The sequence below is a fragment of the Halobacillus sp. A1-3 genome (assembly GCF_050971765.1).
Taxonomy (GTDB): domain Bacteria; phylum Bacillota; class Bacilli; order Bacillales; family Halobacillaceae; genus Halobacillus; species Halobacillus mangrovi_B.
Window position 1 is genome coordinate 135,416 of the sequence record NZ_JBPCEO010000007.1, and the last position, 12,622, is coordinate 148,037.

The 12,622-nt window shown below is 39.1% G+C and carries 14 protein-coding genes; 12 read left to right on the plus strand and 2 right to left on the minus strand.

What is annotated here, in order from left to right; all coding sequences use genetic code 11:
- Nucleotides 1-13: 13 nt before the first annotated feature.
- The 6 genes from phoU to ACRYKC_RS13575 all read left to right on the plus strand — a co-directional run bounded on the left by phoU (nucleotide 14) and on the right by ACRYKC_RS13575 (nucleotide 4,823).
- Nucleotides 14-670, plus strand: a complete 657-nt coding sequence (phoU, locus tag ACRYKC_RS13550) for a phosphate signaling complex protein PhoU (RefSeq protein ID WP_433807254.1) — start codon at nucleotides 14-16, stop codon at nucleotides 668-670.
- A 440-nt stretch (nucleotides 671-1,110) separates the two neighbouring features.
- Nucleotides 1,111-1,260 carry a 50S ribosomal protein L33 gene (gene rpmG, locus ACRYKC_RS13555; RefSeq protein WP_035551360.1) on the plus strand — a complete coding sequence of 50 codons (150 nt, stop codon included), beginning with the start codon at nucleotides 1,111-1,113 and terminating at the stop codon, nucleotides 1,258-1,260.
- A gap of 56 nt (nucleotides 1,261-1,316) precedes the next feature.
- Nucleotides 1,317-1,877, plus strand: coding sequence for a 5-formyltetrahydrofolate cyclo-ligase (locus ACRYKC_RS13560; RefSeq protein ID WP_433807255.1), 561 nt, complete (start codon nucleotides 1,317-1,319; stop codon nucleotides 1,875-1,877).
- Between the two features lie 102 nt (nucleotides 1,878-1,979).
- The gene (locus ACRYKC_RS13565; protein ID WP_433807256.1) at nucleotides 1,980-2,936 is read left to right on the plus strand and encodes an L-lactate dehydrogenase; all 957 of its coding nucleotides are present in this window, start codon (nucleotides 1,980-1,982) and stop codon (nucleotides 2,934-2,936) included.
- A 69-nt stretch (nucleotides 2,937-3,005) separates the two neighbouring features.
- Nucleotides 3,006-3,179 carry a hypothetical protein gene (locus tag ACRYKC_RS13570; RefSeq protein ID WP_433807257.1) on the plus strand — a complete coding sequence of 58 codons (174 nt, stop codon included), beginning with the start codon at nucleotides 3,006-3,008 and terminating at the stop codon, nucleotides 3,177-3,179.
- Nucleotides 3,180-3,263: 84 nt separating this feature from the next.
- Nucleotides 3,264-4,823: a rhomboid family intramembrane serine protease gene (locus ACRYKC_RS13575; RefSeq protein ID WP_433807258.1), complete on the plus strand. Its 1,560-nt coding sequence runs from the start codon at nucleotides 3,264-3,266 to the stop codon at nucleotides 4,821-4,823.
- Here ACRYKC_RS13575 and ACRYKC_RS13580 read toward each other — a convergent pair.
- The gene (locus ACRYKC_RS13580) at nucleotides 4,817-5,677 is read right to left on the minus strand and encodes a hypothetical protein (RefSeq protein ID WP_433807259.1); all 861 of its coding nucleotides are present in this window, start codon (nucleotides 5,675-5,677) and stop codon (nucleotides 4,817-4,819) included. The two genes, ACRYKC_RS13575 and ACRYKC_RS13580, sit on opposite strands and share 7 nt — an antisense overlap.
- 159 nt (nucleotides 5,678-5,836) lie before the next feature.
- Here ACRYKC_RS13580 and ACRYKC_RS13585 point away from each other — a divergent pair, with 159 nt between their 5' ends.
- The 6 genes from ACRYKC_RS13585 to ACRYKC_RS13610 all read left to right on the plus strand — a co-directional run bounded on the left by ACRYKC_RS13585 (nucleotide 5,837) and on the right by ACRYKC_RS13610 (nucleotide 12,325).
- On the plus strand, nucleotides 5,837-7,291 hold the full coding sequence (locus tag ACRYKC_RS13585) for a spore germination protein (protein ID WP_433807260.1): 1,455 nt from the start codon (nucleotides 5,837-5,839) through the stop codon (nucleotides 7,289-7,291).
- Between the two features lie 65 nt (nucleotides 7,292-7,356).
- Nucleotides 7,357-7,572 carry a YqgQ family protein gene (locus tag ACRYKC_RS13590; protein WP_433807261.1) on the plus strand — a complete coding sequence of 72 codons (216 nt, stop codon included), beginning with the start codon at nucleotides 7,357-7,359 and terminating at the stop codon, nucleotides 7,570-7,572.
- A 1-nt stretch (nucleotide 7,573) separates the two neighbouring features.
- Complete coding sequence (locus tag ACRYKC_RS13595) at nucleotides 7,574-8,536, plus strand: ROK family glucokinase (RefSeq protein WP_433807262.1); 963 nt, start codon at nucleotides 7,574-7,576, stop codon at nucleotides 8,534-8,536.
- Between the two features lie 301 nt (nucleotides 8,537-8,837).
- On the plus strand, nucleotides 8,838-10,709 hold the full coding sequence (locus tag ACRYKC_RS13600; RefSeq protein WP_433807263.1) for an LTA synthase family protein: 1,872 nt from the start codon (nucleotides 8,838-8,840) through the stop codon (nucleotides 10,707-10,709).
- 128 nt (nucleotides 10,710-10,837) lie between these two features.
- Nucleotides 10,838-11,524: an ABC transporter ATP-binding protein gene (locus ACRYKC_RS13605; RefSeq protein WP_433807264.1), complete on the plus strand. Its 687-nt coding sequence runs from the start codon at nucleotides 10,838-10,840 to the stop codon at nucleotides 11,522-11,524.
- 15 nt (nucleotides 11,525-11,539) lie between these two features.
- Nucleotides 11,540-12,325 (plus strand): ABC transporter permease, encoded by a 786-nt coding sequence (locus ACRYKC_RS13610; protein ID WP_433807265.1) that lies wholly within the window; start codon nucleotides 11,540-11,542, stop codon nucleotides 12,323-12,325.
- Nucleotides 12,326-12,371: 46 nt separating this feature from the next.
- Here ACRYKC_RS13610 and ACRYKC_RS13615 read toward each other — a convergent pair whose 3' ends face one another.
- A complete protein-coding gene (locus ACRYKC_RS13615) occupies nucleotides 12,372-12,536 on the minus strand; it encodes a DUF2759 family protein (protein WP_433807266.1) in 165 nt (54 codons plus the stop codon).
- Between the last annotated feature and the right edge of the window lie 86 nt (nucleotides 12,537-12,622).

Below are 12,622 nucleotides of genomic sequence, written 5' to 3' on the forward strand. Positions count from 1 at the left end.
GAGGGGGATTCGAATGTCTGTTCGAGCTCATTTCGAAAAGGATTTAAATGATTTGAAAGAGCAAATTAAGGATTTGGCACTTAATACAAAATATTCTCTTGATTCAGCCATTCATGTGCTGTATCAGGGGGATGTTGAGAAAGCTAAGAAAATAATTGAAGATGATTCCATCATTGATGAGAAAGAGGAAAAAATCAATGATGACGCTATATTAATGCTTGCCAAGCAGCAACCAGTGGCAAGAGACCTTAGAAGACTGATTACAGCTATCAAAATTTCATCGGATTTAGAACGTATGGCAGATCACTCAACGAATATAGCTAAAGCAACTTTGCATCTGGGTAAAGATCATGGAATTGAAATTGATCCAGAACTCCGTGAAATGGCGATTCTAGTAATGGATATGGTTGATTTAGCAATCAAAGCTTTCGAATATGAAGATATTTCTCTAGCCAATAAACTAGGAGAAATGGATGATGTTGTAGATCAGAAATGCGGCGATGTAGTGAAGAACATGCTTGAACTCACAGCCATCAATCATGAACAAATTCAGCATATTATGCAAATGGCCTATATCGCACGTTATATTGAACGTTTCGGAGACCATATTACAAACATCGGTGAAAATATCTTTTACCTTGTTAAGGGTAAGCAATACGATCTAAATTAGAATATGTAATGAGAGGATGCTTTGGGGCATCCTCTTATTTTATAATCCTGCGTGCTGTTATTGCTTTATTCATTATAATAGCTGGATAGTAGAAGACTTGAATTGGAAGGATGTTAAGCAAAAATATTAATTTAATAGATTTAAGAAGATTTGCTGGCTTTATCTGGCCGGTTTGGGGCATAAAGGGTGCTACTAACGCATTAGCGTACAAATCATTAGGGTGTATATGTAAAAGAAAGGCTGGGACATTTACTCAATAGAGCACTTACCTTCTTAAGCCTTTACTATCGGTAAGGATAATTACTCTCATCATTCATCAAGATTCTACAGGTTAATAACTATAATCGTGCTTGAAAGTAAGGGTGTAATTTGTTATTATTATTAAGTCTGATAATGTGGATTAAGACAGTGAAAAGATTTGATGACATGGAGGGATAACAATGCGTGTAAATATTACACTTGCTTGCACCGAAACTGGTGACCGTAATTATATTAGTACTAAAAACAAGCGTAAAAACCCTGAACGTTTGGAGCTTATGAAATATAGCCCACGTCTAGGCAAGCATACGCTTCACCGTGAAACTAAGTAAAACAGTAGGAATTCATCCTACTGTTTTTTTTATACCATATTGTAGGAGGATGGCCCATGGACAAGTCAGAGCTAAGAAAACGAGGTAAGATAGTGCTGAAAAACATGACTCCAGCAGAGAAGCAAGAAAAGGAAGCATTTATGTATAAACACTTGTTTCATTCTGATTTATGGAAAAAGGCACAAACTATCGGTGTTACAGTCTCACAAACGTATGAATGGTCTACTTTTCCTATTATCGAGCAGGGATGGGCTGAACAAAAGATTGTGAGCGTACCTAAATGCGACCCAGAGACTAAGGAGCTCAATTTCCACCAGCTTAGCAAATACAGTGAGTTAGAGTCTGTCTATTTCGGGTTGAAGGAACCCGATCCTGCTAAAACCAAGCACTTGCCGAAACAGCATATTGACTTATTAATCGTGCCTGGCCTTCTTTTCAACACTGAAGGATATAGAATTGGATATGGTGGAGGCTATTATGACCGTTTCTTAACGGATTATCCAGGTGTTACCGTTATGATTGCTTCTGAAGAACAACGGCATGAACAACTTCCAGTCGAAGAATTCGATAGAAAAGTTTCCTATATTGTAACTGAACAAGGGATTGAAAGTACGTGAATGATTTCACAAAATATTCATGAAGGATCTTTTTTTATTGCCCAATTCGAGCATGAAATGTTTTACAATATAGATAAGTTATCAAATAGGGAGTGGTTATGGATGGAACATGTAAATCGAGTCGCTTTAATTGGGACAGGGGCTGTAGGTTCTAGTTATGCTTTTGCTCTTCTGAACCAGGGAGTTGCGGATGAGCTCGTTATGATCGACCTCAATAAAGAGAAATCTGAAGGAGATGCTATGGATTTAAATCATGGCCTAGCTTTTGCACCTGCCAATAAAAAGATTTGGTTTGGGGATTACGAAGACTGTCAGTCGGCAGATATTGTGGTTATAACAGCGGGAGCTAACCAGAAACCTGGGGAAACACGTCTTGATTTATTGGAAAAAAATACGGCTATCTTCAAATCGATCGTTGATTCTGTTAGGAGGAGTGGGTTTGATGGAATTTTCATCGTAGCTACGAATCCGGTTGATATCCTGACCTACATGACATGGAAGTTCTCTGGGCTTCCTTCGCACCGCGTGATTGGATCTGGAACCATTTTAGATACAGCACGTTTAAGGTTCCAATTAAGTGAATACTTCCAATTAGATTCCCGCAATGTCCACGCCTACATTTTAGGTGAACATGGGGACTCCGAACTTCCTGTCTGGAGTCATGCGAACGTAGCTGGTCGCTCTGTTTTCGATCGGATCAAAGACCATCCTGAGAAGTATGATATAAAAGACCTTGACCAAATATTTGAGCAAGTAAGGGATGCAGCTTACCACATCATTGAACGAAAAGGAGCAACTCATTACGGAATTGCAATGGGACTTGTAAGACTGACGAAAGCTATTCTTCATAATGAAAATGCTGTATTAACAATCTCAGGCTACGTTGATGGTCCTTATGATGTGAATGACTTATATATTGGTGTACCTGCAATCGTTAATCGAAAAGGCATTCATGAAATTATCGAATTGAACTTGACTCCAGATGAAAAAGCTAAATTCGCTAACTCTGCTTCTGTATTAAAAGAAACCATGGCCCCTGTACTTAATCAATATGTATAGATACATCAATGCCGGCAGAAAATAAGCACATCAAAAGACCGAATAGGGGTGGATGTGTTGCGCCGGTTTATGCAATGGATAATTATTGTTAGTTCCTTTATTTTCGGGCTTTATCAACTTCGGTATCGTCTGTTGAATGTCATTACACAGGTTCCAGGATTAAGAAAAATACTTGTAAGAGCATCAATGAATATTCCGTGGCTCAGACAACGACTGTTGTCAAATATCTTTCAGCAGGAATAGAGTGGAAAGAGTAAAGCTGCCAAGCGTATTGGCAGCTTTTTTTAAAAGCAGTTCGATGGAGAGGGAGATAATCTCCATGGTATGATGAGTGTAAGAAAGGGGGAAGACGAGATGCATATAGACCAGGAGTATTTCTTTTGGAAGCTAATCCATGACCTTGTCGTTGTACAGGAGTTTGATGTTCTTCACATGAATACGAAGGACCAGGAAGTATGGCTGGAAAAGGAATACCATTGGAAAACCCATGTCGTAAGACTGAAGCATAACCAAATCAATTGGAGAAATGAGCTGAAGCGTGATGTGCAGATTACATATCAGCAATTGAAGCAGAATCGCCAGCTCTTTCGTGGTGGGAAAGTCGTGCTACACAATTTATATGTATCTGAATTCCCCCCTGTAGACGAATGGGAAGACATTAAAGAAGAATTAAAAAATGAACGGTTCGATTCTTACATTTACTATCTGGATGATGAGAATAAAGAGAAAGAACGATCACGTTTCTACAGTTTCTTTGATATTGAGGATGCAATATTAGATCACAAAATTACTGAGTTTGAAATGGAATCTATTCTTCCTTATTTGAAACAGCAAATAGTATCCAAACATAAAGAAAGGAAACAGGAAGCTCAAAAGGCTTTTCAATTTGGAAAGCCTATCATGACTTACGTGCTGTTAGCCATAAATCTGCTTGCTTTTGCTTATGTAGAATGGCAGGGAAGCAGCACCTCCGTTTTGACTCTTATCGAATTCGGTGCTAAATACAACCCGGGAATAATAGATGGGGAATGGTGGAGAATCGTTACTTCCATGTTCCTTCATATCGGGTTGCTCCATTTGTTCATGAATATGCTTGCTTTGTTTTACTTGGGTAATGCTGTAGAGCGAATATATGGAAGTTTTCGCTTCACGGGGATCTATTTCTTAGCAGGGATCTTCGGGGGGATCGCAAGCTTCATGCTGAACCCTCACGTTGCGGCAGGTGCTTCCGGCGCTATCTTTGGGTTATTTGGGGCTCTTCTTTATTTTGGAGTGAGAAACCGGAGGCTGTTTTTCAGAACAATGGGCTGGAATTTGTTATTTGTCATTGCGTTAAATATTGCTTTTGGAGTGTTGGTTCCTCAAGTAGATAACGGTGCCCACATGGGGGGACTTGTCGGAGGATTCATTGCTTCGATTATTTTCAGTCTTCCTAAAAAGAAGAGTATAGCCGTTCAGTCTACTGCTTCTATTGCTTACCTAGCGATTTTAGCTATAATGATTAACTTGGGACTTCAAAATGTCTTTAACGGCGAGCAGACACTTAGTCAAGTACAGGAAACTCAAGAATTGAACAAAAGTGGAGAGTATGAAGAAGTCATTTCAATTACATCTCAAGCTTTGGAGGAACCGGGTAGTTACGAAGCGGCATTAAGGTTCAACAGGTCCTATGCATATATTCAAATTGGAGAAAAAGAAAAGGCCAAGCAAGATTTAGAGGTCGTCGTAGAAAAAGAACCTGATCTTGCTGAAGCCTATTACAACCTTGCTATCTTACACCAGCAAAATGGAGATAAAGCAAAAGCAGCTGATTTTGCCAAAACAGCTGCTGAGCTTAACCCTGATAATGAGGATTTCAAAAAGTTAGCAGATAAACTATCTCAATAGTATTGAATAAGCTGATGCTTTTTCCCTGTGTCATCTTCAAATAAGACCATCAGATGTTTGCCATTTTTATCGAACAGAATTAAAGGTATATAACTTTGAATAGGATGATTGGTTTGTGTATCAGCAATTCCCAGGATGTAATTCTTGTAAAGCCCTTCCCATAGCTGACCCTTGATTCGTTGGAAATTTTCTTCGGTCGTTCCTGGGAATGGTTTGTCCTCGTAATCTGCTAAAGCTGTCAGAGGAACGAGTGTGTACTGGTTTCTTGGAACCTGGTAGTAATTAAGCAATTCCTCCCATTGAGCTTCGATTTGCTGTTGTATACTATGGTCCAGCCGCTTTTTCCATTCCTTTTCTTCAGAAGAAGAAGGTTCATGGAATGCTGTACGAGTAGAATGAGGGGAGTCGATGACATATAAAGTATCTTTAGACGTCGCTTGGATACTCTTTATCGGTTCTTCTCCCCGATGTATTTCGCCGTGGTGAAAACTGATAGCCTCATACTTCTTACTATCCTCACCATGCAGAGATGTCTGCTTAGATATTTCTGAGACGTTTTCCTCCCATTTGCTCATAATTCCTTTTAAGCGCCCATTCACATATAGTAGAGAGACATCTTGGCGCAGATACATTTTCTCGTCTGTCTTTGAAGACATATCCCAAAGAACCTTATACTCATCTTCATCTTCCTGCGACGCAAATTGTAAATTAGTCTTATAGGAAGTAAATTGACTCTTTTCATCAAGTGGAAAGTACTTAATGACAGCTTCCTCACGAAAATACTCTCCCAAAAAAGCAATAAACAAAGCTAGAACAAGAGGACCCAGCACCCAGTACAACCACACTTTTTTCATAAAAACATCCCCTTAAAATCTTTCCTATAAGTGGTTATGTATATGGTTATAGATATGTATGGAATTGAGGGGACATGCCTAAAAAACGAACGGTCTCCATGTATGATTTCTTTCAATTAACAAAAACTAATCCTCATAAAGAAAAGAGGAGGAAATCCAATGGAAGACAAGCAGCCTCTCTTTCAAAGTTACGAGAAAAATGTAGCTTATATGCGGGACCGTTTAGGTGTGGAAGAAAGCTTTGATATGATTCACCTCGACCTCGTATACGCTGGCCGGGGTATGTCCCTTTTTCTAGTTGACGGTTTCGTAAAGGATGACATTCTGCACTATTTAATGAAGCTCTTGTCAAGATTAGATCCTGATCAGCTTGATCCAGATCCCCTAAAAAAATTATTACAAACGCATTTGCCTTATGTGGAGCTTGATCAGGAGAAGGATCTGAACAAAGCGGCCGATACCGTACTTGCAGGGCCGACTGCGCTTGTTGTCGAAGGCATCGATGAAGTCATTATGATTGATGCAAGGACTTATCCTGTTCGCGGACCACAAGAGCCTGATTTAGAAAGGGTTGTAAGAGGATCGCGAGACGGATTTGTTGAGACGATCATTTTTAATACCGCATTAACAAGAAGAAGAATAAGAGATCGTTCACTTCGTATGGAGTATGTTCAAATTGGGCGAAGGTCACAAACGGACGTGTGTCTTTGCTATTTAAAAGACATTGCTGACCAGGAACGAGTAGAACACTTGCAGCGGGTGTTGAAAGAGATCGACACGGATGCACTCCCAATGGCTGAGAAGACAATTGAAGAGTTTATCAGTGGGCGGCATTGGAATCCTTATCCTGTTATCCGATATACGGAAAGACCAGATACAGCAGCCGCTCATCTATATGAAGGGCATATATTAATTATTATTGACGGATCTCCAAGCGTAATGATTACACCAGCTACCCTATGGCATCATTTACAGCACGCCGAGGAATATAGACAGAAGCCGCTTGTCGGTGCTTACTTAAGATGGATTCGGTTTATTGCCTTTTTTGCTTCTATCTTTGTATTGCCGCTTTATTTCCTTTTGTCAATGCACCCTGATTTATTACCTGAAAATTTGTCGTTTCTAGGGCCTTCTGAAGCTGGGGTGATCCCCTTACTTGCCCAGTTTCTCATAGCGGAAATTGGTATTGACATGCTTAGAATGGCTGCGATCCATACTCCATCATCTTTGGCTACAGCTTTAGGTTTAGTTGCGGCAATTCTCATCGGACAAGTAGCGGTCGAGGTAGGTTTGTTTTCAAGTGAAGTTGTCTTGTATTTGGCACTTGCTGCAATCGGTACCTTTGCTACTCCAAGTTATGAATTAGCGTTAGCAGATCGAATTACAAGAATTGCATTACTTGTTATCACAGGCCTTTTTGGTCTGAAAGGTTATGTCATCGGAGTTACCTTTTGGCTTATTTATCTTGCGAGCATGCAGACATTTAAAACGCCTTACCTTTGGCCTTTTCTGCCTTTCTCTTGGAAGCCATTACGTGATGTGCTTGTACGTTCGCCAATTCCTCTCAAAAACAGGAGACCGGCGTTTTTACATCCTAAAGACCCTGACCGTTAATAAGTCAGGGTTTTTTCCATTTTCAATGTGACTGGCAATTGGTATAATGAAGTAGGTGATGAATAATGAAAACGATTTATGACATTCAACAATTGTTAAAAAAATTTGGGACCTTCATATATGTCGGCGACCGTCTGGCAGATCTTGAGTTAATGGAAGATGAGGTCCGTGAGCTATACAAATCTCAATGCATGAGTCAAGAGGACTTTCAAATGGCCATGCTCCTGTTACGGGGAGAAATAGCAAGGATGAGAGACAAAAAAGAAGGGGAGTGGCTATAAAATGAGTGAAGTCTATTTCATTGGAGCCGATATTGGAGGAACAACCGTAAAATTAGCTATTATTAAGGAAAACGGAGAGATTATATACAAGTGGGAAATTCATACGAACACAGATAACCAAGGAAAGTCTATTCCAGAGGATATACATAAATCGATTGAAGAAACGTTAGCTGCACAAGAAATTACTAAGGAGAAAATCGCTGGAATTGGTGCAGGTGCTCCAGGCTTTGTTGACACCAATACAGGGTTCATTTATGAAGCAGTTAATATAGGGTGGAAGGACTTTGATTTTGGCAATCAACTACAGGAGTTATCTGGATTACCAGTCTGGGTAGATAACGACGCAAACTTAGCGGCTCTTGGAGAGAATTGGCTTGGTGCAGGTCATGGATCACAGGAACTCATTGCAGTCACCTTAGGAACGGGTGTCGGCGGCGGTATTATCTCTAATGGCCAGATATTAAACGGAGCAAATGGTACGGCAGCAGAGATTGGGCATGTCACTGTTATCCGTGAAGGTGGAGCTCCATGTAATTGTGGAAAAACAGGTTGTTTAGAAACTGAAGCATCAGCGACAGGAATTGTAAGGAAAGCAAAAGCCATAGCTGAAGAGTATCCAGAGTCTTCTCTTAAGTCACTCGTATCCTCAGATACTTTGACAGCCAAAGATGTTTTTGAGATGGCCTCAAACGGTGATGAAGCAAGTCAAGCCGTCCTAAACGATGTCATGGATACACTGGGGATGGCAATCGCTAATTTGGCAATTGCTATAAATCCAGAGAAGATAGTTATAGGCGGAGGAGTTTCGCAGGCAGGGGAACAACTATTAAAACCTTTACAAGAGGCCTTCAAAAAATATGCCTTGAGAAGAACAGCTTCCGCTTCTAGTTTTCAGATTGCCCAGCTAGGAAATGATGCAGGAGTCATTGGCGGCGCTTACCTAGTAAAAAATAATCAAAAATAAAAAAGTTGGAGCAGAAGATGCTCCAACTTTTTTCATGGTTTTAGTTCTGATTACAGTTTATTTTCCAGTGTTTTTCTTATATGATAGATAAAGTGCATAGTCGTTTAGTAATATCTGTCTGTCACAAGTATGTAATATGCATGTCATCCTATTATGAAACTTTTATGGTAAAATAATCGTCATAATAAAGTAAGCTGTTTAATAATTATTCTAAGTGGAATTTGTAAATAGAGTTGTGGATTGAGGTAAAAGATCTGTTAACGTTTTTCCACCAGATAGATTAGAAGAGGGAGGAACCACCATGCAATTGAATAAAATTCGCATGCCTTTATTTATATTAGCCACGATTTTATTCGGCATTAAAACTTATGTGGTCTACAGGTTCATGTTCGATTTATCAATTGAAAATTCTATGCAGGAGTTCATCCTTTTTGTGAATCCTCTCGCAAGTGCGTATTTAATTTTCGCGATAAGCGTGTGGCTTAATCCAAAAAGACAAATGAAATACTTGCGCTGGACTTCATTGATTGGATCACTAATTTTATTCGTAAACTTAATTTTCTACCGTAACTTTACGGATTTCATTACCATCCCTGTTTTGTTTCAAGGGAATAATGCTGCTGACTTAACAGGAAGTTTTTTGACCTTGCTGCACATTGAAGATGTATTTATCTTCCTAGATGTAGTGATTATTTGGTATTTAAGTAAGCAGAAACTTGATATGTCCATTAAGCTGCCCACTCAAGGGAAGATTGCTGCTACGGCTGTTACTTTTTTGTTGCTCGCTGGAAATGTTGTATTAGCAGAGATTGAGCGTCCGATGCTTTTTGTAAGGACATTTGACAGAGAATACCTTGTAAAAAACATTGGGATTTATAATTATCATTTATATGATGCTTCTATGCAGACAAAGACGAAAGCGCAGCGTGTTTTAGCTGACGGAAGTGAGATTAGTGAAATTGAATCCTATCTTGATAAAAACTCTCCTGATGGTCAAGCCAAAGATGCAGATTTATACGGAGTAGCTAAGGACAAGAATGTCATTTTTGTCAGCGTGGAATCCTTCCAAAATTTCCTGTTTGACTCTGAAATTAACGGAACGGAAACTACTCCATTCTTAAACGATCTTAAAGAAAGTAAAGACACCATTTGGTTTAAGAATTTCTATCATCAGACAGCTCAGGGTAAAACATCTGATTCTGAATTTATCGTAGAAAATTCACTCTATCCACTTGGCAGAGGCGCTGTATACTTTACGAATGCACAAAATGAGTATAATGCATTGCCTGAAATTCTGAATGAAAAAGGTTACGAAACTTCCGTATTTCATGCAAACAATAAAAGCTTTTGGAATCGTGATGTTATGTATGAGAATGTAGGATATGATCAGTTTTATGGTGAACAGTCTTATGAAGTGACTCCGGAGAATTCTTTCGGCTGGGGTCTTGAAGATAAGGCATTCTTCGAACAATCGATCAAGTACCTGCAATCTCAAAAGCAACCGTTTTACAGTAAATTTATTACGCTAACCCATCACTTTCCATTTGAGATGCCTGAGGAAAAAGCCAATATAGATCAATACGACTCCGGTTCAAAAACATTGAATCATTACTTCCAAACAGCACGTTATACAGATGAATCTCTGGAGCAGTTCTTCCAACAATTGAAGGAAGCCGGACTATACGAAGATTCGATTATTGTGCTAATGGGCGACCATTATGGAATTAGTGAGTATCATAACAAAGCTATGGGACAGTTCTTAGGTAAAGAAATTAATGGATATGAACACATCCAACTGCAAAAAGTTCCCTTTATGGTTCACATTCCTGGATATGAAAACGGTGGTGTCAGGGAAGAAGTCGTGGGACAGATTGATGTGAAACCGACATTGCTTCATCTCCTTGGTATTAGTAATAAAGATGATTTAACTTTTGGTGATAATATGTTTGCTAAAGACCGTAAAGATTTTATCGCCATGAGAGACGGAAGTTTTGTGAGTGAACAGTATGTCTTCACAGATGGGGTATGTTACGACCGTTCTACGGGAGAACAAATTCAAGAAGAAGAAGCAGAGGCATGTAAGCCTATAAAGGAAAAAGCCGATAAGGAATTACAGTATTCAGATAATATCATTTATGGTGACTTGTTCCGTTTTTACGATTTCGATCAGTAAAAGAGCTATTAAAAAATCACCGTGGCACATTGTGTCATGGTGGTTTTTTTATTTATTACATATTTTTATACTCAACCGGGTAATGATACTTACATACATACATCGTTTTGTTGAAAGAGAGGATTGTTATGTTTCGATTTGAGAAAGTTACTCATGATCCATTAAGAAATCTTAATTTTTCGATTGAAAAAAATGAGAAGGTCATTTTATTTGGTCCTTCAGGAGCGGGTAAGAGTACGTTATTGTTCCTTTTTAATCGTTTGAGTGATCCTGAAGAAGGTTCTATCTTTTATAAAGGAGAACCGATTGAGAATTATTCAATAACCAAACTAAGAAAAAATGTCGGACTAGTGCTCCAGTCTCCAAATTTATTTCCAGGAACAGTGCTGGATAATTTGAAATATGGGCCGCAGCTTTTCGGAGAATGGAGAGATACACAAGCGGAAAAATTACTGGAATATGTACAACTTCCCAAAAGTTACTTGGAACGTGATGTTGATCAGCTCTCTGGCGGAGAAATGCAAAGAGTCTCACTTGCCAGGACATTAGCTAATTCTCCTGAAGTGCTTTTATTAGACGAACCTACAAGTGCACTTGATTACAAAACAGCTGATGAAATAGAAGAAGTGTTAGAAGAGTTAATTCGGGAGCATAAACTTACGATGCTCATGGTAACTCATAACTTAAATCAAGCTAGGCGTTTAGGTGATAGAGGATTATTCATTATGGATGGGGAGCTTCAGGAAGATGGATTAATCCCTGATATGCTGGACCATCCAAAAACCGAAAAGTTATCAAAGTATTTGGAAGAGTAGAGGATGTGATGGATTTTGGCACCCGAGGTATCTAACCAGTCATTATTATTTCTAATTATTTTTGTCGTTGTACCATTAACATTGTCTTATATTTATCAGCTTGGCTTAAGTAAAAGCGTTATATGGTCCACCTTACGTGGGACGGTCCAGTTATTTGCGATTGGCTACTTATTGACGTATTTGTTTGACCTTCCGGCGATCGTCGGTATTCCCATAATGGTTGGGGTAATGATCATAGTTGCTTCCTTCCACGCAAGACAGAAAGGAAAAGAGCTTCCTTATGTGCTTCCTGTCATTTTTATTGGACTAGTCATTATAGAAATAAGTGTGCTTACACTATGGCTTGTATTTGATATGGTTCAATTTCGTCCATCTGAGGTAATTCCTATGAGTGGAATGGTCATTGGAAATAGTATGGTGGCTATGGGACTTGCTTTAGAAAGGATGAAAAGTGAATTTAAGGAAAACAACGGGAGGTTATTGGCTGCTTTATCACTTGGGGCGGAGCCTAAACATGCCTCACATTTAATTGTACGAAAGACGCTGAATGCGGCATTAATCCCCAATATCGATCGATTGAAAACCATAGGGCTGGTGCAATTGCCAGGTATGATGACAGGTCTTATTTTAGGTGGAGTAGAACCAGTCATGGCGATTAAATACCAACTCGTCATTTCCCTCAGCATTTTTTCTTCTGTCTCATTAAGTGCTATGTTTGTCACTTTAACGATGTATAAGCACTTCTTTAATAAGAGTAAACAGTTGTTAGAGTCGGAGGAGGAAATCAGAAGTCAATCCTGATAAATAAAAAAATCGAGCCGCTCTATGAGCGGCTCGATTTGTTTTTTTACCCAAACAAATTAGAGTAAATCGTCATAATGGAGAACCATCCAAACATTAATGCTGAGACGGCTGCAAAAAGAACGGCAAAGAAATTTTTCGATTTCATCTCACGGAAGACGGCTAATACACAAAGAATTGCAACGAGTAAAAGAAGAATAGCTGTTACCAAGTTCAGCACCTCCAATATCCCTTTTCTTTATTATCATCCTTAAAGTACGGATGTTATACTATATGTAGCTCAATTCAGTCCATATT